This is a genomic window from Methylobacterium sp. 285MFTsu5.1 (genome assembly GCF_000383455.1).
In the GTDB taxonomy this organism is placed as follows: Bacteria; Pseudomonadota; Alphaproteobacteria; order Rhizobiales; family Beijerinckiaceae; genus Methylobacterium.
Genome location: NZ_KB911286.1, coordinates 57455 through 78656 on the forward strand (window position 1 = coordinate 57455; position 21202 = coordinate 78656).

Annotated in this window: 26 protein-coding genes, 2 tRNA genes and 4 pseudogenes; 16 read left to right on the plus strand and 16 right to left on the minus strand. The window is 63.5% G+C overall.

Annotated elements, in window-relative coordinates; genetic code table 11:
• Positions 1 to 497, plus strand: a pseudogene (locus H288_RS32645) (porin family protein); the annotation flags it as partial.
• A 244-nt stretch (positions 498 to 741) separates the two neighbouring features.
• Here the strand turns inward: H288_RS32645 and H288_RS0121950 are convergent.
• On the minus strand, positions 742 to 1011 hold the full coding sequence (locus H288_RS0121950; RefSeq protein WP_020094732.1) for a hypothetical protein: 270 nt from the start codon (positions 1009 to 1011) through the stop codon (positions 742 to 744).
• Between the two features lie 855 nt (positions 1012 to 1866).
• Between H288_RS0121950 and H288_RS35705 the strand changes: the two genes are divergently transcribed.
• Complete coding sequence (locus H288_RS35705; protein WP_020094733.1) at positions 1867 to 2004, plus strand: hypothetical protein; 138 nt, start codon at positions 1867 to 1869, stop codon at positions 2002 to 2004.
• A gap of 397 nt (positions 2005 to 2401) precedes the next feature.
• On the opposite strand, the gene H288_RS0121960 is transcribed toward H288_RS35705, so the two are convergent.
• On the minus strand, positions 2402 to 2914 hold the full coding sequence (locus H288_RS0121960) for a hypothetical protein (protein WP_020094734.1): 513 nt from the start codon (positions 2912 to 2914) through the stop codon (positions 2402 to 2404).
• 146 nt (positions 2915 to 3060) lie between these two features.
• On the opposite strand from H288_RS0121960, the gene H288_RS0121965 reads away from it, so the two are divergent.
• The 3 genes from H288_RS0121965 to H288_RS32650 all read left to right on the plus strand — a co-directional run bounded on the left by H288_RS0121965 (position 3061) and on the right by H288_RS32650 (position 4808).
• Positions 3061 to 3573: a hypothetical protein gene (locus tag H288_RS0121965; protein ID WP_245274538.1), complete on the plus strand. Its 513-nt coding sequence runs from the start codon at positions 3061 to 3063 to the stop codon at positions 3571 to 3573.
• A gap of 414 nt (positions 3574 to 3987) precedes the next feature.
• Positions 3988 to 4200 carry a hypothetical protein gene (locus H288_RS0121970; protein ID WP_020094736.1) on the plus strand — a complete coding sequence of 71 codons (213 nt, stop codon included), beginning with the start codon at positions 3988 to 3990 and terminating at the stop codon, positions 4198 to 4200.
• A gap of 77 nt (positions 4201 to 4277) precedes the next feature.
• The gene (locus H288_RS32650; RefSeq protein ID WP_020094737.1) at positions 4278 to 4808 is read left to right on the plus strand and encodes a hypothetical protein; all 531 of its coding nucleotides are present in this window, start codon (positions 4278 to 4280) and stop codon (positions 4806 to 4808) included.
• Between the two features lie 63 nt (positions 4809 to 4871).
• Here H288_RS32650 and H288_RS36005 read toward each other — a convergent pair whose 3' ends face one another.
• The 3 genes from H288_RS36005 to H288_RS34080 are packed head-to-tail and all read right to left on the minus strand — an operon-like array spanning position 4872 to position 5565.
• Positions 4872 to 5075 (minus strand): hypothetical protein, encoded by a 204-nt coding sequence (locus H288_RS36005; RefSeq protein WP_081636511.1) that lies wholly within the window; start codon positions 5073 to 5075, stop codon positions 4872 to 4874.
• A 45-nt stretch (positions 5076 to 5120) separates the two neighbouring features.
• Positions 5121 to 5363 (minus strand): DUF6522 family protein, encoded by a 243-nt coding sequence (locus H288_RS0121980; RefSeq protein ID WP_020094738.1) that lies wholly within the window; start codon positions 5361 to 5363, stop codon positions 5121 to 5123.
• A 16-nt stretch (positions 5364 to 5379) separates the two neighbouring features.
• Positions 5380 to 5565 carry a hypothetical protein gene (locus tag H288_RS34080; RefSeq protein ID WP_081636512.1) on the minus strand — a complete coding sequence of 62 codons (186 nt, stop codon included), beginning with the start codon at positions 5563 to 5565 and terminating at the stop codon, positions 5380 to 5382.
• Between the two features lie 418 nt (positions 5566 to 5983).
• Here H288_RS34080 and H288_RS0121990 point away from each other — a divergent pair.
• From H288_RS0121990 to H288_RS35160, 3 genes and pseudogenes are all read left to right on the plus strand, one after another.
• A pseudogene (locus H288_RS0121990) lies at positions 5984 to 6247 on the plus strand (transposase); the annotation flags it as partial.
• Between the two features lie 126 nt (positions 6248 to 6373).
• A complete protein-coding gene (gene cysC / locus H288_RS34085; protein ID WP_081636513.1) occupies positions 6374 to 7048 on the plus strand; it encodes an adenylyl-sulfate kinase in 675 nt (224 codons plus the stop codon).
• Between the two features lie 65 nt (positions 7049 to 7113).
• Entirely contained in the window at positions 7114 to 8331 is a 1218-nt protein-coding gene (locus H288_RS35160) for a hypothetical protein (RefSeq protein ID WP_158684220.1), read from the plus strand.
• A 153-nt stretch (positions 8332 to 8484) separates the two neighbouring features.
• On the opposite strand, the gene H288_RS36270 is transcribed toward H288_RS35160, so the two are convergent.
• Positions 8485 to 8616 carry a hypothetical protein gene (locus H288_RS36270; protein ID WP_280806663.1) on the minus strand — a complete coding sequence of 44 codons (132 nt, stop codon included), beginning with the start codon at positions 8614 to 8616 and terminating at the stop codon, positions 8485 to 8487.
• Between the two features lie 171 nt (positions 8617 to 8787).
• On the opposite strand from H288_RS36270, the pseudogene H288_RS34090 reads away from it, so the two are divergent.
• A pseudogene (locus tag H288_RS34090) lies at positions 8788 to 9085 on the plus strand (transposase family protein); the annotation flags it as partial.
• 667 nt (positions 9086 to 9752) lie between these two features.
• The gene (locus H288_RS32660; RefSeq protein WP_020094742.1) at positions 9753 to 10208 is read left to right on the plus strand and encodes a hypothetical protein; all 456 of its coding nucleotides are present in this window, start codon (positions 9753 to 9755) and stop codon (positions 10206 to 10208) included.
• Here H288_RS32660 and H288_RS32665 read toward each other — a convergent pair.
• The 8 genes from H288_RS32665 to H288_RS0122030 all read right to left on the minus strand — a co-directional run bounded on the left by H288_RS32665 (position 10138) and on the right by H288_RS0122030 (position 14935).
• Positions 10138 to 12339 (minus strand): glycosyltransferase family 41 protein, encoded by a 2202-nt coding sequence (locus H288_RS32665; protein WP_081636514.1) that lies wholly within the window; start codon positions 12337 to 12339, stop codon positions 10138 to 10140. The genes H288_RS32660 and H288_RS32665 overlap by 71 nt on opposite strands.
• Positions 12340 to 12572: 233 nt before the next feature.
• On the minus strand, positions 12573 to 12890 hold the full coding sequence (locus H288_RS0122010) for an SH3 domain-containing protein (protein WP_020094745.1): 318 nt from the start codon (positions 12888 to 12890) through the stop codon (positions 12573 to 12575).
• Positions 12891 to 12909: 19 nt separating this feature from the next.
• Positions 12910 to 13089: a hypothetical protein gene (locus H288_RS35165; RefSeq protein ID WP_139237929.1), complete on the minus strand. Its 180-nt coding sequence runs from the start codon at positions 13087 to 13089 to the stop codon at positions 12910 to 12912.
• Between the two features lie 157 nt (positions 13090 to 13246).
• Positions 13247 to 13322, minus strand: a tRNA-Ile gene (locus tag H288_RS0122015).
• Between the two features lie 68 nt (positions 13323 to 13390).
• Positions 13391 to 13657: a hypothetical protein gene (locus H288_RS0122020; protein WP_020094746.1), complete on the minus strand. Its 267-nt coding sequence runs from the start codon at positions 13655 to 13657 to the stop codon at positions 13391 to 13393.
• Complete coding sequence (locus tag H288_RS0122025) at positions 13647 to 13880, minus strand: hypothetical protein (RefSeq protein WP_020094747.1); 234 nt, start codon at positions 13878 to 13880, stop codon at positions 13647 to 13649. The genes H288_RS0122020 and H288_RS0122025 overlap by 11 nt, the downstream gene beginning before the upstream one ends.
• A gap of 58 nt (positions 13881 to 13938) precedes the next feature.
• Positions 13939 to 14121: a hypothetical protein gene (locus H288_RS34815; protein ID WP_100253048.1), complete on the minus strand. Its 183-nt coding sequence runs from the start codon at positions 14119 to 14121 to the stop codon at positions 13939 to 13941.
• Positions 14122 to 14188: 67 nt separating this feature from the next.
• The gene (locus H288_RS0122030) at positions 14189 to 14935 is read right to left on the minus strand and encodes a transporter substrate-binding domain-containing protein (protein WP_042669446.1); all 747 of its coding nucleotides are present in this window, start codon (positions 14933 to 14935) and stop codon (positions 14189 to 14191) included.
• A 335-nt stretch (positions 14936 to 15270) separates the two neighbouring features.
• Between H288_RS0122030 and H288_RS34095 the strand changes: the two are divergent.
• The 3 genes and pseudogenes from H288_RS34095 to H288_RS0122050 form a co-directional block, all read left to right on the plus strand.
• Positions 15271 to 15534: pseudogene (locus H288_RS34095) on the plus strand (Arm DNA-binding domain-containing protein); the annotation flags it as partial.
• A gap of 477 nt (positions 15535 to 16011) precedes the next feature.
• On the plus strand, positions 16012 to 16386 hold the full coding sequence (locus H288_RS0122045; protein ID WP_020094751.1) for a hypothetical protein: 375 nt from the start codon (positions 16012 to 16014) through the stop codon (positions 16384 to 16386).
• Positions 16387 to 16531: 145 nt separating this feature from the next.
• The gene (locus tag H288_RS0122050; RefSeq protein WP_026605190.1) at positions 16532 to 17104 is read left to right on the plus strand and encodes a MucR family transcriptional regulator; all 573 of its coding nucleotides are present in this window, start codon (positions 16532 to 16534) and stop codon (positions 17102 to 17104) included.
• A gap of 250 nt (positions 17105 to 17354) precedes the next feature.
• Here H288_RS0122050 and H288_RS0122055 read toward each other — a convergent pair whose 3' ends face one another.
• Positions 17355 to 17705, minus strand: coding sequence for a hypothetical protein (locus tag H288_RS0122055; protein WP_020094753.1), 351 nt, complete (start codon positions 17703 to 17705; stop codon positions 17355 to 17357).
• 415 nt (positions 17706 to 18120) lie between these two features.
• Here H288_RS0122055 and H288_RS0122060 point away from each other — a divergent pair, with 415 nt between their 5' ends.
• Together H288_RS0122060 and H288_RS0122065 are read left to right on the plus strand one after the other, a co-directional pair.
• Positions 18121 to 18309, plus strand: a complete 189-nt coding sequence (locus tag H288_RS0122060; RefSeq protein WP_020094754.1) for a hypothetical protein — start codon at positions 18121 to 18123, stop codon at positions 18307 to 18309.
• A gap of 541 nt (positions 18310 to 18850) precedes the next feature.
• Entirely contained in the window at positions 18851 to 19312 is a 462-nt protein-coding gene (locus H288_RS0122065) for a hypothetical protein (RefSeq protein WP_020094755.1), read from the plus strand.
• Positions 19313 to 19852: 540 nt separating this feature from the next.
• Here the strand turns inward: H288_RS0122065 and H288_RS0122070 are convergent.
• Positions 19853 to 19929, minus strand: a tRNA-Arg gene (locus tag H288_RS0122070).
• Between the two features lie 177 nt (positions 19930 to 20106).
• On the opposite strand from H288_RS0122070, the gene H288_RS0122075 reads away from it, so the two are divergent.
• Complete coding sequence (locus tag H288_RS0122075) at positions 20107 to 21198, plus strand: acyltransferase family protein (protein WP_020094756.1); 1092 nt, start codon at positions 20107 to 20109, stop codon at positions 21196 to 21198.
• The last annotated feature ends 4 nt before the right edge of the window (positions 21199 to 21202 follow it).

The following is a 21202-nucleotide window of genomic DNA, read 5'->3' on the forward strand; positions in this document are numbered from 1 at the left end:
CCCGCCGCGCCAACGCCACCCAGAACTACAGCTTCCTGGGCTTCCCCGGCGTCGCCTTCTCCAACCCGCCCGCCTTCGTCGCCACCAGCGGCAACGGCCTGGACTACTTCGGCACCGTGCGCGGCCGCCTCGGCTACGCCTTCGACCGCACCCTCGTGTACGGCACCGGCGGCTTCGCCTACGGCTCGGGCCAGGACGACCAGAACTTCTCCGGCAACCGCTTCCGCGACAGCTTCCGCACCGGCTGGGCCGCCGGCGGCGGCGTCGAGTACGCCCTGCCCACCGACTCGTTCCTGAACTTCTTCCGCTCCTCGGCCGTCACGCTGAAGGTCGAAGGCCTGTACGTCAGCCTCGACCGCCAGAAGAACTCGGCCGGCGGCGTGTTCTACGGCAACCTCCTGCCCCCGAACGGCACCGCCTACCTCAACGGCGCCGCCGCCAAGACCGAGTTCGCCGTCGTCCGCGCCGGCCTGAACTACAAGTTCGGCTCCTACTGAGATCGGGTCGCGCCGCTCCCGGCCTCCGTGCCGGGAGACGCGGCGGCGGGCGAGGGGGGCAGGTCCGCCTCATCGCCCTCCGCCGCCGAAGAGCAGCCTTCCGGTTGGCCTTCGCATCCCCAGCCCGATCAAACTGGCCGCGAGGTCGGCAACACCCTGGGAGCGCACGCTCCCAGGGTGTTCCTGCGTTCCGTCACGGTGCGCCACGGCGGTCAGCCGATCGCCCCGAACAGCGGGAGCGCCGCTACCAGTACCGGTTCGGCCAGCAGCGCCGCCCGCCGCGACCGAGGTGGAAGCCGCGCGGACAGGCCCGACCGACATAGCCGCCCCACTGGCCGCCGGCGCGGCACCCGCCATAAGGGCCGCGATGGCCATAGGGCCCGCAGCCGCCGTAGACGTGCTGGATCAGCCCGTCCTGCGCGGCGGGGAGCGGAGAACCCGCGACGGGCAGCGCCGAGGCCGGCGCGGCGATGCCGACGGCGAGCAGTGCCGCGGCGGCGAGGGACTTGAGCATCAACCGATCTCCAGGTCTTGGCTGAGCCGATCTCCGTCGGCACCGCTCGAATACCTGATCCCGGCTGAAGGCCGGGTGTCACGGACCGTCTCGATTGCCCGCATCGCTGGAGCTTTTCTTTAAGCGCTGCCTCGATACTGGCGCTCTACCCGCCCAAGATTCCGCCTCGACCAAGACGACAGTGTCCGCCGGACCTGCGGCCCGGATCACCCGCTCACGTCGGGAGAGCCGTCGCCGATCCGTCGCTCTGCTGCGGGGCAGTATGCGGCCGGCTGCCGGCCTGCCAGATCCAGTTGCCCGCGATGGACCCGCGGAGACGCGTTCCACGACGACGAGCGCGATCACCAGGGGCTTTGAGGTCGCGCTTTTCCACTTCCCCGGATCCGTCCACACGGCCTCCCTTTCGGCTTGCGGCGAGCAGTCCGCGTGCCGGACTGGATCGGCCCGCGCCCCGTCTCTCCAGAGTCAATCCGCCGAACAGCGCGACGTGTCCGAGGCGTTGCGGCCGCAACGTGGCCATTCGTCGGCCATCCGGCACATTCGGCTCTCCGAGAGCGCAGTTGAAATGCCCGAATGTCTCAGCTGCGATTGTGCGGCGGCTCAACTGCCGCGCGTTGGGGTTCGATGCAGAGGATGAGAACTCGGCATCTCGAACAGGCGGCGGCGCGCACGTCGACGACCCGCACTCCGCTCGCCTGCGGGCCGAGGATCTACAGCCCGATCGTTGCAAGGGTCGATCTTATTCCCGACACCTTCATGCATGCGCCGCATATCTGGCGTGAGGCATGTGGCATACCAAGAAGTCGCGTGCAGTGCGATATACCTTCTCACGCACCGCACAAAAGGACGCCGCCGATGACCCTCCTCACCGCTGTTGCCCTTCTCCCCTTCGCCGCCATCGCCAACTTCGCCTTCGTGGTGGCGCTGGCCAATCACTTCGACGCCGACAAGCCGGCCACGGGCTTCACCGGCCCGGTTCCGACGCTGGCCTGAGCCAAGTCGGGGCCCTTTCACGCAGCCTCGGTGGAGGTCCCCCGGATCTCAGGTGGGCAGAAAGGTGAACCTCTAAGCCTCATTCGGCGCCCCATTCAGGCGCAGCCAAGGCGAATTCCTGGGGCAACGATCTCGGCGTGGTCGCGCTCGTTTCCCGTGTCCTAGCGTGGACTTGGACCCACCACGTCTTACCGCGGAGGTAGGTGTCGGTCATTCCGGCACCGTCCTCGTCGAAGCATCCCACCACTGACGCACGGCACGTTGGTCGAACACCTACGATGACTGCGCGCCGAACGGCTGTCGAGCATCAGCGTTTCGCCCGGCCGCAGCCTGGCGGATTCAGTGCCGTTCGGTGAAGCCGAATACGCGCACCAAGTCGGCGGCGCTGGCCAACTGCTCACGCGGCACTGCCCCCTCCCTGCTCCTTCAGCCTAGCTTCGTCGAGATCGGCCAATGCCTGCCGGCCAGCGTCGGTGATTCGGACTGCGCGCGACTCGCGCGGCGCCATCTCAGCCCAGCCGCAGCTCACCAGACGCGGGATGAGCGTGTCACCGTTCCATGGGATGAGCTTCACGTATGCGAGCTCGAGGAGCGGCACGAAGAACGGGCCGCGGTCAATGCGCTGAAGCAGTTGCACGTGCTCGTCTTGGATAACCACGAAGGTCTCACCAGCCACCACGGACGGGACTATGGCCGCCGTTGAGATGGTGGAGGGCCGATCCGGATCGTCGGCGACCTCCCGAGCTTGGCCGGGGTGAATGCCAGAGCTAGCGCCGGTGAGGACCGCGACCTCCACCTGTGCCCAGATGGCACGCACCTCCGGTGTCAGGCTGTCCCACGAGTCGAACTCGCGTGGCCGGGCGTATGCGAAGCGCGCGTAGTAGGCGGTGCGGCCGGGATCTGAGGTCATCGTCAACCTCCACAATGCAAGCCTGCGCAACTGAGTTGGTGGACGGAGTGACTGGCACCGCTTGCAGCGGTCGCATCGGTGCTCCGCCGCACCTCGGAAGCCCGTAGCGAGGCGTAGGCCGAATACTCAAGTGAGGGAGTATTCCAATGAGCACAATCGATCTCTACCGATCCAATTCGCGCATTTTTACGCGCTTTATGGGATCGTGTATGTTCGTCGCAGTGGCCCTTTGGCTGGCTCTGATTCAGCCTAATGTCGGCACTGATACCATAATTCCTGGAAGCTTCCGGGATTATGAGATGCGCGTTGGCGTAGTGATCTTCGGCCTTGGCGCACTTGTGTGGGGCCTGAAGCTGTTCCAGCCCGACGTGGTCGTCTCCATTGGTCCTCAAGGGATTTATGACCGACGCCTCTCGACGGATTGGATCCCGTGGAAGACGATCCGCGCCATCAAGCCTCTGCAATTCTGGATGAGCAGCTACTACCGGCTGGAGATTGATCCCGAAGCTGCTGCGCGGATTCATTGGACGAGACGGGCTCGCTTTACATCTTGGCTGAACATCATGTTCGGGCATTGCTACTGGATCAGCGGTGCCGAACTCATCGGCGGCTTCCCTGCATTGGCGGAAGCGGTCGGACGTAGTCGGCCGGACCGCTGAGGAGAGGCGAACCCGCGCGTCCTCGGAAAACTTGCATCCAGACATCTGGAACGCTCCAGCGCAGTTGGCCGTGCCCGATGGCGCATAGCCCGCACACTGGTACGAGCGAACTCTTCTCGTGTCTTAGGTTCGTCGGTAAGAAGGAACCTCATATCCGACCAAACCAAAGGGACGAAGCCCGAAGATCTCACGTCGGATCGCCCTCGCCTCAACCCGCAGGGGCACGGCAGCGGCTCCGTCAGCGGTGAGCATAGCACAGGCATCAACGGAGGTGCCAAGCAGGACTAGCCCGACAAGACAGAAGGATGAGGGCTGCCTAGAATGGACCGCTGATAGAACGGCAAATTGAACACATTAGAAAAGTAATTCAAATACCAAATACGTGCTTTGATCCCCAATAAGGAGATCAGAGCCATGACAATCACCACCACTATAAATGCCATCGGACTGGTGAAGGCGACAGAGATGATCCAGTCGGCAAGGGCGGAAGCTGCGATCGAGCACAAAGCGGGGCTGCATACCGTCTCAATGCCGGCGCCCCCGCCGGACGACGCAGGCATCCAAAGGCAAAAGAATGACCCGAAACTTCTCGCATCGCAGGAGCGTGTGGTGGACATCACCGTCTGAGTCGGGAAGGCCTGCGCCGCTTCTAATCTGCGGCTTAAAAATTCTCTCCTCACAACAAACGGGCGACGACCGATTGATTGGCTGATGAGGCTCTCGCCGTACTCGCCGATCGCTATAAGGGCGGCGCCATCAACAACACGCGCGTGGCAATCCGGAAGGTGCGGGGCACCCGTTGCGGGTACGAGATCTCTTTTGATCTGGAGGTCGTCACAGTCGGCGAGATCTACGACCGCGAGCCGATCACTACCTGTGTCGTGAAGTGGCAGACGGACGGCACCTCCGCGGTAGCCGTCGCGGCCAGCAAGGAGCGCTGGCCGACATCGTCAGAGGTGTTCCGACAAGCACTTCGGACGAGCGTCACCGACGATGGCATCTGCGCGTGGCCGTTCGGCAATGAGGGCTCCAAGGTTCGTGCCGTCCCGCTGCAGGCCGCCAGGACGGCATTCTTCGTCATCTACCTGGCCGACGGCGACGATGAGGCCAAGCGGACGGAGGCCGCCAGCAAGGTGTTTAAGCGAGCCGTCGAAGCACGCCTCGGCCGCAGCCTGATTGTCCCGGTCGCTCTCAACGGCGTCAACCACCTCTGGCTGATTGAGTTGCCAGGATGAGTACCGCGACCGGACGCCGGACAAACGAGACGCTTGTCCGGAATATCCGGCGCGTCCGCTCACCTAGCGGCGGCCGCCACTGCTCGGCTTCGTGTCTATCTCAATCGCCCTCAAAGCGTTCTCGAAAGCCTTAACCTCGGTGGTGAACGCCCTGTCCGAGCGCTCGATTAGTTTACCACTTCGGCGCAATGCCCAACCGAAATGACCCTCCGGTTTTCTCAGGGGCTCGATGGTCACCGAGTAGGGGTGCGGTACGTCAGCTGTCATGGCCGAGCTATGCAGTGCCGAAGGGCCGGCTGCAACTGCAAGGCCTCACCACATCTCTTCGCAAATGAGGGCGCCGCCTCCATGGAAGGTGCCTCTCCAGCCTCGGTTCAGCAGGCGGACGGTCACACGTGTCTGGCCCGTGCCGCTGTCATCGTCGATCTTGATCCGGGCATCGACGTGTCCCTGCCGCTCCATGCGCTTCAGGTAATCGGCATCCACACCGAGGCGTGGGGCCAACTCACACGGATCAACGACCCAGTCGCCTTGCTGGCCGAGGGTGTGCCTCATGGGCAGGTCGTGCCGCTCACCCGATCACTAGCCGGATCAGCAGGCACGCCACGGCTGCACCCGAAAGCGCGATGCCGAGGAGGTATGGGCTGGGAAGCTGATCACCGCTGTTGACGTCTACGCCAAGTCGGTGAGTCAACTTGTTGGCAGCCGCTCCGCTTGCAGAACTGGTGTTCACGTCCGGATAGGTGTGCGCGCTCATGGGCGTCTCCTGCCAGTAGGAGATACAACTCGCCGTGCCTCCGGTTGGTGCGGCCGCAGTTACCAGACATGCTCAGCCACGAGCTGTCCGCTCTGATCGAACGTGCCCTGCCACCCACCGTCGTAGTGATGAACAGTGACGCGCGCGCCCCTCGCGTCCGCCCAGCTTCCGGGGACGATCAAGACCCTGGCGTTTCCCTCGATGACGGAACGCTTCAGCGTCGTTGCGCTCACGCCGATACGCTGCGCCACATACCCGGGATTAACGATCCAGCTACCGGGAAAATCGAGATTAAGCCTCATCGGAGAAGGCCTCCACCCAGACATCCGAGCGCGTTCTAGCGCTAAGGATTATCGCTTTCCTCATGCGAATGACGGAAGGCCGTATATGAAGCGCATTGCACCCGTGTTGCGTCCGTGACCTGACCCGCGAGTTGCAGGCCAAGCTCAGCCGCTCCCGCGATCAGCCCCTCGTCTTCCTCGCCTATCCCGGAAAGGTCGAGCCGACTAACAACAGCTCCGAGCGGCTCCTGCGTCCGGCTGTCGTCCAGCGGAAAGCGACCAACGGCTATCGCGACATGTGGCCAGCTGAGGGCGAGGCCGCCATCCGCACCGTTGTCGACACCGCGCGCCTGAGCGGTGCCAATCCATTCGGCTTCATCCTCAAAACCGTCGGCGCCTGACCCCTGCCATCAAAGGCCTGGGTAATTACCCTCCGCCGCTACGAAGCGCATCAACGTGACGTTGTAGCAACACAACCGATCACGTTTTTGTGTATCCATACCTGGGGGACAACTTAGGAGCGAAGCATGAACCGATCACGAGGCCCAACGTCGGATCGGAACCTGACTTGGCAGCACCTGCAGCCACGGGAGCAACGATGGAAGGCTCTTGGTCAGCGACCAGTCATTGCTTGGCTTACTGGCCTTTCAGGCGCAGGGAAATCAACGATCGCAAACGTCGTGGATCAAGCCCTGACCGCTTCAGGACGCGCAACAATGGTGCTGGACGGCGATAATCTACGTCATGGATTGAATAGTGACTTGGGATTTACCGACCGCGACAGAGCTGAGAACGTCCGCCGTGTGGCCGAAACAGCAAAACTGGTAGCTGATGCTGGTCTTGTAACAATTGTCTCGCTTATATCCCCCTTCTCAGCGGAACGGAAGGCCGCAAGGGCTATCGCTGGAGACGTCGCATTTATTGAAGTTTTTATAGATACGCCTCTACCAATTTGTGAGGAACGAGATCCAAAAGGATTATATTTTCGAGCGCGCGCCGGCACAATCCCGAATTTTACCGGCATCACAGCGCCCTATGAAGAGCCGACGAAGCCTGACTTAACGCTCGCAACCGTGGGTCAGCCCATTGCCGATACAGCACGGCCATTAATCGACATGCTCTTACAGCTGAGCGCAGTATCAGAACAGCCACTTTATGATCAAATTTTGCCTAAAAATCCGGAGCTAATGCGCAATATCTAACTATGACTCAAAATTTTATAATACATATCGGCCCGCATAAAACGGGAACCACATCGATCCAAAACATGCTCTACGCACGCTCTTTGCAGAGTGGCGCAAGTTTTGTTTACCCCTTCGCTCATGCCAATCAGACGGGGCAGCACGAGTTTGCTCGGACAGCGTCTGACCCTTATCATTCCAAACTTGGCGGCCTGCTGGAGATTCTTTCGGGCCTTGAGAAAACCTGTGTTCTCTCGAGTGAAGAGCTTTGCTTTCTTCCAGTCGCCTCGTTGCAAAAGATTCGCGCGGCTCTTCCATCTGCCGAATTTACTATTGTTTATTACCAGAGGAATATCTTGTCTCTTCTTCCTTCATGGTGGCAAGAATTAATTAAACATGGCGGGGTCGAATATTTTACTAGGTTTATTCAAGATGCAATTGCGCTTCCTGGCAGGCTACATCTACTGGTTCCAGATTTATTGTTGAGTAACTGGGCATCTGTTTTTGGAAGAAACGCGATTAAGATTTTCTTGTACGATCAAATTCCTGATGTGACACAACAGTTCGCCTCCGATTTACTCGGCTTGACGAGTCCCCCTGGCGAGCTAACAGACAACAACAAATCTTTCGAATACATCGAATGTGAGATGATCCGTCTGTGGAATGCATTTGGTTTCGTTGGCATAGATGCAATCCAGGCACAAGAATCTAAATTCTTACGCACGTTAGTGGCGGAAAGAGCATATAGATTCATGGAAAATATGACTATAGGTTATGATATAGAGGAATTTCTTAGCATAGAGAGCACCTTAATAGCTCGGTGGGGAGATCGAATCGAGGGTTTCACTGGCGGCAAATTGTTTGCTCTACGGGAGCGAGCGTACTCGTACATCAATTCAGATTTTTGGACCGCCAATCCCGACCTTGTTTCTGCTATGTTCGCTTTTGCTGAAGTCACGGCTCGCCGAAAAAGCCAAAGTTCGGCAACATCACCGATCCTACGTGATCTTAGATCGTGCGAGAGGGATATGGACGCCTGGAATCAAATCGAAATTATTTTGGCTGCGGCGCGCCAGAGGGAACAGTTGCTTGAACGTCAATTGGCTAACCAGACAGAGCGGTCACATGCGTTAGAAATCGTCATATCGACACTGGTCTCCAGCATTACCTGGCGCGGACTCAATCGATCTAAATTCAAGAAAATTTTGACTGATGTAGCTAAGTCGACGCCCAGCAACGGAGCGGCTGCACACCGTCATGAAGTCTATCTATATCAAGCTCAAAAACTTTTAAATGATTGTTAATTATTGTTTTCCATATCTTCAATTGTTATCCAGATCAAATCAAGCCTGTCAGACCACGGGCCGTTGCCTACCGCGACCTTCTAATCGCCGCCGAGGAATGGCGCGCAGCCGGGATTAGGCTGAGCGGCGCTATCGCGGATCCGCGGCAGCACATCATAGCAGGCCGTCCGACATCGGCGCGGTCAGCGTCTTCCAGGCCCGGGTCATCTGCTTCGAGAAGGCCAGCGCGGCAGCTAAAGCCTGTGCCTCGGACGGGAAGGTCCAGTCCGATTCGTTCACCGTCATGTGGGAGGCGTCGAGCAGCACCCAAGTCTAGAGGTGGCGGCCGGCCACGCGGATTTCGAAGTGCATGGTTGGCTCGGTACTGTATGATCTTCCTTCGGCTTTGCGGTTCTCCCGCACTTTGCCTGGAACGGTCGCGGTGACGAGGATGGCACGGGCTGGTTCACCAAGCGTTTGATCCTGTCCTCATCCCTGCCGGGCTGTACCATCGGGCGCGTCATCCGGACCGACGGTCGTCTTCGCCCAAGTGCGGCGTGCGCACGGGCAGTGTCCAACCTGTGATACGACCAGCTCTGTCGTTCACAGCCGCTATGAACGCCGTCCGGCCGATCTGCCGAGCATCGGGCAGCCCATGACGCTGCGCCTACGCGTCCGACGCTTCTACTGCTTTGAGATTGCCTGCCGCCGTCGTACCTTCGCTGAGTCACTCCCCCAGCTGATGCCGCCGCGAGCACGCTTGGCGCGCCGGCTGACCGTTACCGGTTTTCGCTCAGAAGTTGCCGCATATCGGCCATTGAGATCGTCATACAACCTCCCGGTTCTTCGAACCCGAGGGCGACACGTCGGGCCGCCTATCGCGGAAAGGTGCGCTTGTGAACCTCATCTTCCTCGTTCTATCGGCCTTCGTAGGCGCAGGACTTTCGATTGTGGCTATATGGCCGTCGCTGGGAGCGATTTCGATCTTTGTGGCACCGGTCGGGGCAGCCGTAGCATGTGTTGTAAGCGCTGCCTTGTTGTTCGCTCTGCGGCGCTCATCATCATCGAGCAGCCGCACATCTTCTGTCACCCCTATGCAGAGCCTCAAACCGCAACAGCAACCTGCTACTAGTGTTACGAACGATGATCAAACTGAGCTGAAGCGTTCGGCCTGATTCATCCTTCCTCTGATTCTTTGTAGTCAGAGACGCACAAGTCTGGGAGGCCGCCGGTCTGGGAGTTCGCGGCTTGGGTCAGCCGAATCGCCTGACGGGTCTCGGCTTTCCGAACGTCGTCCACACTGCTCCACTACGATCGCGCGCGGCTCGGCGGCTGGTCGAAGCGCGCGGGCGCCTGAGCTTGTTCCGTTTTCGTTCGCGAGCGGGGGGGGGGGGGGGGGGGCCACCAGAATGGGGCACCTGGGGGATGCAGGGCCTAGTCGGGTGTACGTCGACCGCGCCACCTGCAAGCGCTCGGGCCGCTATACCGTGGTCAGCCTGATCGGTCGCTACGGGGCCGACATCTCGACGCTCGACCTGCTCCGGCACCTGACGGCCGCGTGCCGCTATCAGCGCGCGCCCGGGGCGCCGCTTACGCGGAAGTACGAGCACCTGTGTCTGGCCGCGATCACGCTGCCGCCGGCCGCCAAGCAGATCCCGCCCGTGCCGCCGGGTGTGCCCTACACGGTCGAGATCTGGCGAGAGACCAGCGGCAATGTCGAGCCGCACCTCGCGACGATCTACCCGCTGTCGATGGCCGAGGCGGCGTTCGATGCAGCCTGCCTGGAATGGCCGACGCACGAGGTCACCCTTCGGGACCGCGCGCGGGTCATCGTGAGGCGGGAGAGGCCACCGCGCTGGGCGCTGTCTCGGCGCACCAAAGCCGCCACATCTCGCTAAGGGCCAGACCAACCTCCCTGGCATGGCCGGCGTGATCCATGTGGGGGCTGGCGACCAAGCGCTCGCGCAGGCCGCTGCGCAATTTGAGAAGTTCGTCCGGATCGCTGGCGAGACGGCAGGCGATGGCGACATAGCTGTCGACATCGCGGGCGATGAGATCCGGCAGCCCTAGGATCCCGAGAATGGCGGCGCCCACCCGCGAGATTGTCTGGGGTCCGGCAAGCGTCACTACAGGGACGCCCATGTAAAGAGTGTCGAATGTCGTGACGTTGCCGTTGAAGGGGAACGCATCCAGCGCGATGTCGACACTGCCGTGCATCGCATAGCGATTGGCAGCATTGCGGGGCGCGAAGTCGACGCGGTCGAGTGGCAGGCCGCAGGTCGCGAGACGTGCTTCCACTGGCCCGCGCGTCCTTGGATCGTCGATATCGGTTACGATCAGCTTCAGCCGGGCGTTGGGCACCGCTGCTAGGATCGCGGCCCAGGCCTTGATTGCGGCGTCGGTCATCTTCTCGAAGCGGTTGAAGCAGCCGAAGGTGACGTGCCGGTTTCTTGTGACGGGCGCTGTCTCGGCGACATCCGGCGCCGGTAGGAACGGCCGGTAGCAGGTGCCAGTGCCAGGCATCCGCCAGAGAACCTCGGAATGCAGGTGCTCGGTCTCGCCGATCGGATCATAGACAGCGTCGGTAAGGCGGTAGTCTATGGCGGCCAGCCCCGTGGTGACTGGCAGTCCGATCCAAGTCACCTGAACTGGCGCAGGCTTGCGCGCGAAAACCATTAAGCGGTTGCCGCCGCTATGGCCGGCTAGGTCTATGAGAATGTCGGTGCGATCGGCCTCGATGAGGTTCGCCACGGCCTCGTCGTCGAGAACATCGATTCGGCGCCAAGAGTCGAAACGGGCCTTCAGCGTCTCCGTCACCGCGTCTTCGCGACTGGTGTTGCTATAAGCGAGGAGGTCAAAGCGTTCCCGATCGGCATAGTGGAGGAAGGGTTCGAGGAACCGCACCACCGGGTGATCGCGAAAATCCGCCGAGACGAAGCCAATGCGCAGGCGCCGATCCAGATTGCGATCATTGGCGAAGGGCCGGATGCGCAGCAGTGCGTCAGCATGGCAGCGGCCGTAGGTCTTAGCCTTCTCCGAGAAGCTTTCCACCGAACTATGCTCGGCAAAGAGCTGCGCATGTGCAAGGTTGCAAAGCGCGAAAGCGGCGGCGGGATTGATTTCTAGCGCCTTCTCCAAATTGGCGATCGCCTCTTCGGTGCGCCCAAGGCGGTGTAGCACCGCGCCGAGATTGTTGTGAAACTCGGCCGAGCCGGGAACCCGAGCGATCAGATCGCGCCAACAGTCAGCGGCGTCCTGCTGGCGTTCAGTGTCCTGATACACGATGGCGAGATTGGCGCGGGTGTCATCCAAGGCAGGGTCGAGTTCGAGCGCCTTCTCGAAGGCCGAGCCAGCAGCGACCAGGTTGCCGATTGCCTGGAAGGCGAGACCGAGATCGGCGAAGTACGTGGCGTTGCCGCTGTCGCGGTAGATCGCGATGGTGATCAAATCGATGGCGTGCTGTGCACGCCCGGTGCGCAAGGCGGTGAGCCCGGCAAGATGCACCGCGTCACCATTATCTTTGTCGATAGAGATTAAGAGTTCGAGGAGGCACTCGGCGTCCTCGAGCCGCCCAGCGGCGAAGGCGAGGCGAGCGTTCGCGTCGAGCACCTTAACCAGCGGCTGGCAGTGCTCGGACACGATCTGGGGTGAGAAGCCGTGCACCAGAAAGTGATCGAGGATGCTACGGGCGTCTGTCACCCGGTCGCAGGCGAGGAGCGCCCCGATTAGTGCCACCCAGCGAGAGGCCTGCTCAGGTGCCGAGCGAAGCGCCGCGGTGTGATGAAGGACCGCACGGGCATGATCGCTCAAGAGCGTGGCGATGAGGCCAAGATTGTAATGCGCCGCTGCGTGTCCCGGATCGAGATCAAGGCATCGCCTGTAATGCTGATCGGCTTCGTGCAGGCGCCCGGCGGCATGATGGGCGGTGGCCATATTGAGAATGGGTCCCACCAAAGCCTTCGGCTCCCGCAGGGGCTCGCCCCGGCTCATCGCAAGTCCTTCCGACGTCACGGCACCATCGGTCGACATGCTTAATGACGTGTAAACTAAATTAAGGCCTCTATCGCGGAGCGCCACCGGGTGACGTTCCGGTGTAGCTCGCTGACCGCGAGGCCGTCAGCTCCTCAAACTCGCCTACTCGGCGTCGAGCTCCTGTTGGACCTGCTCTGCCCGTTGCTGACGGGTCGCGTGCTGCGCTATGGGCGTGAACAGCCGGCCGAGAGCGGCTGGAATGAGCTCAGGTACTCGGAAGCCCCGCGTTGCTATTCGCTGACGTCCGGATCCAGGCTCCCGCCTCGCCGGACCGGCGGCGCCCCGAGATACACGAACCGCCGCGAAACCCAGCCCTCGACCCTCCGGTAACGGACGAACACCCAGTTGCCATTGCGCTCGCCAGTCGGGACGATGCCGCGCCCGTCGGGTGGAATCACGCCTACGATCCGCGCGTCCGAGGTTGGAAACTCGCGGACGTTCAGCACGTCGTTCGGCGCGGTGTCGATAACGCGCAGCGTCGCCTGCGCATATGCACCGCTCGCTCCGGTGACGGCTGCGAAGAGGCCGGCGAGGAGTAGGCGCCTCATCTCAGGTGGCCCTTCGACATCAAGATTCGGCGTTCTCTGGGGCGAGCCGCATCGCTCGCAGCTTTGCCGTCCGCTCGTCGAACGCTTGTCGCTCTGCCTCAACCTCCGCCCAGACCTCGTTGGCTTGGTTGTGCCTCTCTGCAGCCTTCGCCGCCTTCGTCTCCCGATAGCCTTGAACGTGGCTGGGATTCTCGGACATCGACGCTCCTCTCAACCTACAGGCGAAAAACCTAGGGCGCGTTTCGCCTACGTCAGTAGCCGAAAGGCTCTCGGTTGCGGTGGATGTCGCCTTCCGGAGCCGCAATCCGGGCCCCTCGCCGATCTCCTTAATGAAGGTCACGCCAGCTGCTCTGACGTGGTGGGCCCGGCAGGACTCGAACCTGCAACCAGACCGTTATGAGGGGTCGGCTCTAACCATTGAGCTACAGCCCCCTAGGCCCGGATAGCCGTTGCGGCTTAGCATGCGCAACTCCGGCCGCTGCCACGAAGCAGGGATGGGGTCAGTGCCGCACGGTCGGCACGACGCCCGCGAAAGATGCCATGCCGTCCGCTTCGACCGTCGCGGTGAAGGCCTCGTAAGCCTCACGATCCGTCGTGAAGGTCTCCTGCCAAGCGGTGCAGCCGCCAGACGACAGATCGATCACCACTAACTGCCAGGGGTCCTGCGTGTCGGCGTAGCGGTAGATCTCGACGTCGACGATCGCACCATCGCGACTGAAAGAGCCCGACAGCGGAGAGTGCTCGAATTCTCGGTCCTCATCGTCCACTGACCGCTTCCATTCGCTCTACGGCCTTGCCCACGGCCTCACGCAAGGCGGTCGGCCAAGCCACATCATGGTCGTGGAGAAATTGGGCGGCGCTGATGAGGGCCTTGAGCCTCTCCGGACGGGCGGACTCCTCCGCCTCAGACTGCAGGAACTGCTCTGCCAGCGCCGTCGCGAGCCGAAGGATTTCTTGGATCCCATCGGGCTGGGCGTCAGTGTCGCTCACTTCAGGTAGCCCTTCGCCTTCAGGTGCTCGGTAAGGGATTCGCCTATGGCGTCGTGCATCACGGCTTTTTTGCCTCAGCTTTGGCGGCGTCCCGTTCAAGGCGCGCGGCCTTCAGGCGTGCGGTGTTCTGGTCCGCCGCACTGACTGCCGGCTCATCAAAGGCCTTGCTGCCAAACCGGTCCTGCATCTTCGCAAAAGCTGCCTCAGCCTGAATACGCTCTTTGCTGTGGTTGTCTGCCATACGGCAATCCTCAATTCGCTCCCTCTCGAACGTCGCGCTACCACACGCGACGCGACCGGAGCACCAGTTAATGCGCGACCGCGTCGTCGCGGAAGCCGCGGGCGTCGAAGATCCGCCGGACGATACCGGTGCGCTTCGCCTCGTCCAGCCACGCCGTAACGCAGGCGAGGGCGGCGGGGCGCCCCTTAGGCACGGCGACGGCGACCTGCGTCTGCTGGAAGCCGCCCGCGACGATCCGGGAACCTGGAACCTGCAGGACCACCGGCCGCAGCGTGTCGCGCGAGAGGGCAATGGCGTCCGCCTGCCCGGCGCGCATGCGCGCGACCGCCTCGGCCACGGACGGGACGGGGAGGGGTTGCGTCCGGGTCAGCGTGCGGGCGGAGGCGCGGAACGTCGTCGTGCCGTCGATCGCCACGACCCGGAGACCCGGCCGATCCACCTGCGCCACGTCGGTGATGCCCGACCCGACGCTGACCAGATAGGTGCTCTCCAGGTCGTAGTAGCCCGGCCCGAAATCGATCACCTGCCGCCGGGCCACGTCGACCGGCATGAAGCTGACATCGATCGCCGCGGCCTCGAGGGCGGCGGCCGCGGCGCCCGAGTTCGGGAACAGCGTGACGGCCAGCGGCAGGCCGACCTGCCGGGCGAGATCCGCGCTCAGATCGGCTGTCACGCCGTCGAGCGCTCCGTCGGCGACACGGCTGACGAAGATTAGGCCAGCGGACGGCGCCTCAACGAGACCGACTCGGAGCATACCGGTCGGAGCGAGTTCCGCTTTCACGGAGGCATCCTGCACGGGGCTAGCTATCGTCATACCGGCGAGAGGAGCAGAAGCGAGCAGAGAAGTGACGCGCTTTGGGATCGCAGCGGTGACACCTTGGTGATACCGACCATTCCAAGATCAGCGCTGACGCCTGCTAAGCCATTGATAATATTGGCGCACCCGACACGATTCGAACGTGTGACCTTTGCCTTCGGAGGATTAGCCTAACATGTTTTCCCGTGATTGCTAGAGTTTACTCGTTATTGCCAAACCGCTGCTGCCCCTTGTGAAATTGGCGCGCCGGGCATTTCTCTCGTCTCCGCCGGATGGGCTCGGTTTGCTTCCGCGTGCTTCCGCAGTGCTTCGGCAGAACCGGAGGGGAGGGCATGCCCAAGCTCAGCAAGCGCGTGGTCGAGGCGGCCGAGTCGCAAGGCTGGGACTACTTCTTCTGGTGCGATGAGCTCCCGGGCTTCGGGGTGCGCATCTTCGCATCCGGCCGGCGCAGCTACCTCGCGTAGTACCGCGCCAGCGGGCGGTCGAGGCGCTTCACGATAGGGCTGCACGGCGCCCTGACGGCTGACGAAGCCCGCCGTGAGGCGAAGGGGCTGCTGGGCCAAGTGGCGAAGGGCGAGGATCCGGCGGAGGAGCGCGCCACGCGGCGGGGCTCCATGCAGGTTGCGGGAGCGATGAGTGAGACCGGCCAAGCCTGAGCGATCAGATGGTGGCCGGGAACTCGGGCGCCGCAGCAATGACATGCCGACCCTGCAGCATCACGAACGGTCCCGACGGTACCGAGACGCCCAACGCATCCGGTCGGCTCGCTCACTGGCAGCTCGGCCTGTGCACGGCCCTCATGGACCGCTGCATCGATCGCTTGGGCGACGTCGCCGAGACTGGCCGCCGCGACAGCGAGGCCGACCTGCTCGCCACCGCCGCTGAAGCCCTGAGGACGAGGCTCTGAGACATGGGTGACGAAATTCGCTTCCAGATCCGCTCGAAGCCGGCTCGCATGGAGGAGCAGACGCGCGTCGCGCTGGCGCTCCTTCGGAGCAGGGGTGGCCCCAGGATTGGGCTCCATTCAATCCGGCGCTGCGTTGTGCCCTGGCGCGTGGCGATTGGGCGCCGGTGTGGCCAAGGACGCGACGGCGCTCGAGCCGAAGCTGGTCAAAGGCCTGGACGGCAAGGAAGGCCTCGATCTCGGCGACGGCACGATGAAGATGCCGGACGGGTCGATCCGGTCAATCGTCCCGGCGGCGTCAGCTGGTGGGATCGGTGGCGGTGGCGGCCGCGGAATGTCCGAACTCCGTGAGCACGTGGCCGAGTTGGGCCGGCACATCGAGCGCTTTGGCCAGTCCGGCTTCCACGCTCAGATCGAGGTGACGGGGCTGCGGCAGGCGGGCCTGCGAGCCACTTCCATGAGGATCAAGGCCCGTGGCGGCCTGGGTGCCGACTTGGGGGTGACTGAGCCTGGCGCCAAGGAAGACATGAGCCACTGGACCTGAGGGCCTCGATCTCTCGCAGACATGTTCAGCAACTATCCTGGAAGCCGCCATATATCCAACGTTCTCCGCCGTCCCAGCATAGATACGCCTTGACTAGGCGTCGTTGTTGCTGCGTGAGTCTCAGCCACATACGCAGGAGGCTTCAATGGACGACATTACATCAACATCGGCTCTGGATCAGAGCAACCTAATCGAGCTCACGGCCGATATCGTGTCCGCTTACGTCTCGAAAAACTCTGTGCCTACGTCCGAAATGCCGGCGCTTCTGTCCGCGATCCACGGCGCGCTCAACGGCTTGAACAACCCCGCCGCTCCGGCCGAGGCTAAGGTCGACCGCGCCACTCCGAGCCAGATCCGGAAGTCGATCAGCAACGACGCGCTGATCAGCTTCGAGGATGGCAAGTCGTACAAGACTCTGAAGCGGCACCTCAAAGGAGTGGGCCTTACCCCGAACGAATATCGGGCGAAGTGGGGCCTGCCGGTCGACTACCCCATGACCGCCCCGAGCTACTCCGAGATGCGCTCGGCCCTGGCGAAGAACACCGGCCTCGGAAACCTGCGCAGAAACGCAGCCCCGAAGGCTGCCGCCACCGACGAGAAAGTTGCGGAGGCGCCCAAGGCCCGGGGACGGAAGAAGGCGGCCGAGCCTGCGGTCGCGCCGGCCGAGAAGCCTGTCCGCGCTCGCAAGGCGAAGAAGGCTGCTGTCGCCGCGGAGTGAATCTGCCTAGCGCGAGAGCGGTGGGAAGCCGCCAGCCCGCGCGCGGGTCTACCCAGCATCCCCGATGCGATGACCTCGAACCGCCCGGCTCCGGCCGCGGCGGCTTTTTCGTGTCGGTAGCCTCCCCCGAACGGGTGATGTCACGGCGCCCGCTACGCTGCTATCCCGTTACCGAGACTCACCACCTTCGGCCCCGCCGGCACCGCCGCGCGGGGCTATTTCGCACTCTGCTCTGCTCTTCAGATGCGCTCTAATTGCAGGTCAACTTCCGGCCCTCGGCCATCCCGACCTTGCGGTAGTGTTCCAGACCGGACTTGATCGCCCGGCCTATGACCGCCCGGCGCACATCCGGATTGCAGCGCAGATACTCCTCCTCGTTGAACGCGTAGTCGCCACGCCCGCCCCGCGAGCCTCGGTCATAGTCCCGATCGTAGTCGCGGCGGTCACGATCGCCGTAGCCCCGATCTCCGTAGCCTCGGTCGCGGGGTCCGTAGTCGCCGCGATCGTAGCCGTAGTCGCGCCCGCCGTATGGCTGTGCGAAGGCCGGAGCGGTTCCGCTGACTAGCGCCAGGCCAAGGACGGTCGCTGAGATCACCTTCATGTCGTGCTCTCCGTTGTTGCGGGGCGTGAACGCTTTCAAAGATGGGTAGTTCGATTTGCCTGGGCGGGCGTCGGGTCCTCGCTTCCAGCGTCACTACCGTTGGGGGGCTTGTCTTTCCCTGCTCCTAACCCACTCTCAGTTTCAGGTTTGGCGGGATTACTCCCTTGTCGGTGCCGAGCCTAAGAAGCCCGCCCGGTCCGCCGGCGCGGGCTTTTTCGTGCCTGGAATCCTGGCGCGGGACGGCTCGCCCGCCGGCATCCGCACGACACAGAAACCAAGGCCGACCATTCTGTCGCCGGGCCGCGTTGCGTATCGGCTCCCGCAGGTGAGGCAATCGTATCCCATGCCGCCGCATAGCGAGCCGCTCGCTCCCACCACCCGAGGCGAAAAAGCTGGCCGGCTCGCAGCGAGCGAGATGATCAAGACGCTGAGCCCGCAGACAGGTAGCGTTCAGGGCCTCGTGCGCCGGGTCGAGGAGGTCGGCATCATCGTGGCCCAGGAGCATCTGAAAGCCGGCATGCTGCCCGCTGAAGTCCGGGCCTGGCACATCGGTTTCCAAGCTGGGATGAGCCTCGAGCTCGGAGATTTCGTGCGCCGCTTTTGAACAGCCTCTGACGCTCTCGAGCTGATACCTGCAACATTCCTGAAGGTGTCGCCACGCTCAGCTTCCCAGAAAAGTTTAGTCATGAAAATTTCGAAGCTATCGAGGCGTGGTTAAATTTTCATGAATACCGTCTTAAGAGGCGAGTGAAGCCGAATTAGTGCGCAGATACTAACTGCTCAATGCATCAGGCGCCCGCTGGGATCACCAGCAGGCGCTTTTCCTGTGCGTGCCCCTTGTTGATAGTACGATAGGGCGCCTTGCTCTTATCTCGCCCCGTTACCCGCCGGTATGTCAGCAAGCCCCGCAATCGATCTTCCGCTCGCCGTCGCCTCCTGGCTTTCGCTCGATCGCTGGCTGCACGAGAATAGCCCACCGGTCTCGGGCGCCGCACGGGTCAGCCGAAACCCCTGACCGGTCTTTGCTTTCCGAACGTCGTCCACACCGCTCCACCACGATTCCTCGCGCCGCGGCCGCCGTCGGTTGAAGCGCATCGCCGCCTCAGGCTTGTTCCGTATTCGTTCGCGAGCGGAGGGCCACCAGAATGGGGCGCCTGGGGGATGCGGGGCCCGGTCGGGTCTTCGTCGACTGCGCGGCCTGCAAGCGCTCGGGCCGCTACACCGTCGCCAGCCTGATTGACCGCTATGGGGCCGACACCTCGACGCTCGACCTGCTCCGGCACCTGACAGCCTCGTGCCGCTACCAGCGCGCGCCCGGGGCGCCGCCCGCGCGTAAGTACGAGCACCTGTGCCTCGCGGCGATCACGCTGCCGCCAGCGCTCAAGCAAATCCCGCCGGTGCCGCCGGGCACCCCCTACACGATCGAGATCTGGGACCGGATCGGCGGCAAGCTCGAGTTGCACCTCGCCACGATCTACCCGCTGACCGCGGCGATCGCCGCATTCGAGGCCGCCTGCCTGGAATGGCCGACGAACGAGGTCACCCTGCGGGATCGGGCTCGGATCGTGCGGAAGCGGGAGCTGCCGCCGCGGAGCGCCACCGGGTGACGTTCCGGCCTCACACGCGGCCTCGGGCCGCGACAACGGCTTGCCGCCGGAGCATCTACCCTAAAACGGCCGTATGCCGACTGCCACCTACCTCGCGCCGCGCGCTCGCCGCCGAACTCATGATGAGCGAGAGCACCGTGGACGATTACGTCCGACGGGGCCTCCTGCCGCCGCCGATACGCATCTCGCCCAGCTGCGTGCGCTGGCGACCGTGGACGCCATCCTCGGCCCCTGAGAACCCGAGATGATCGGTTGAGGATCCGAGCCCAGAGGAGCGTGCGGCTTGAGCGATCGAGGCGTCGCGGCAGCCTACGCTTTCGGATCGAGCAGCCGCGGAGGGTGTCGCTCGGATACTCGCCGCCTCGAAAGAGCGGTCTCGGCCGACGAGGAAGGCTAAGGGCCGTTCAGCCGCCTAGCGATCACATTTGCGGTAACGCGATTTGGGACAGCACCGGCTCAGAAGAACGCACGATGCTTCCGCAGCGCTTCCGCGGCAATTTCTCAACCGCAGGGCTTAGCCCCCTAGGTCATTGAGAAGATTGGCGCACCCGACACGATTCGAACGTGTGACCTTTGCCTTCGGAGGGCAACGCTCTATCCAGCTGAGCTACGGGTGCTGGCCGTGGCCATTCCCTAGCCCAACCGCGCCGGGAGCGCAACGGCGCCCGCACCGTCGCGTGCGGACGCGGGCGACGCGGCCAGATCTCCGGCGCGTGTTGCCCCAGCGTCCTTGCCTTCGCGCGCCGTTTCCCGGCCCCTGGGCGGCGGGCAGAGGCGTCGCGGAGCGGGCAGGGGTGGCGGAGACGACGGGCGGCCGGGATCCGCGGGCGAACAATTTCGGGTCCCTGCGCCTCCTGTTCGCGGGCCTCGTGATCCTCGCGCACGCCCCCGAACTCGTGGACGGGAACCGGTCCCGGGAGTTGCTGACGCAGGTCTTCGGAACCCTGTCCCTGGGGGAGATCGCCGTCGACGGCTTCTTCCTCGTGAGCGGCTACCTGATCACCGCGAGCTACCGCGCCAAGCGCTCCTTCGGCGACTATCTCGCGCGGCGGGCGCTGCGGATCTACCCGGCCTTCGTGGTCGCGTCCCTGCTCTGCATCGCCGTCGTCGCGCCCCTCGGCGGCGGCAACCTCGCGGCCGCCTCGCCACTCGAGACGCTGCTGCGGCTGTCGCTGCTGCTGATGCCGGTGGTCCCGGGCGCCTTCGCCGAGTTGCCCTACCCGCTGCTCAACGGCTCGATGTGGACCATTCCGTGCGAGTTCGGCTGCTACCTGCTGCTCGGCCTCGTCGGCACCGCCCGCGCCCTGCGCCGCCGCGGGCGCTATCTCGGCCTGCTCGGGGGGCTCGGCAGCCTCCTCGCCCTGCGCTGGCTCTTCCTGCCCGTCGGGCATCCGGGCGACACCCTCGGATCCCTGTCGGAGATGATCCGCCTCACCTTCGTGTTCTGCTGCGGCGGCGCCTTCCGGCTGTTCGCCGACCGGATCGCCTACACGCGGCGCGGCGCGGCCCGCGCCGCCCTTCTGCTCCTGCCGCTGATGTTCAGCCGGCCGCTGGCCGAGCCGGCCTTCGCGATCCTCGGCGGCTACCTGATCTTCTGGTTCGCCTTCGCGGTGCGCCCCACCGCCCTCAGCCGCGCCACCGCCCAGATCGACCCGTCCTACGGGCTCTACCTCTACGCGTGGCCGGTGCAGAACCTGCTGGTCGCGCGGATCCCCGGCATCTCGCCCTGGGCGGTCGCCGCCCTCGCCCTCGCGGCCGCCATCCCGCTCGGCCTTCTGAGCTGGTACCTGATCGAGCGGCCGATGCTCCGGTTCCGGCCGGGACCGGGCGGCGCGCGGCCGGAGCCCGGCGCGATCCCAGCGGCCGCTCCCGCCGTCGGGGCCTAGCGCC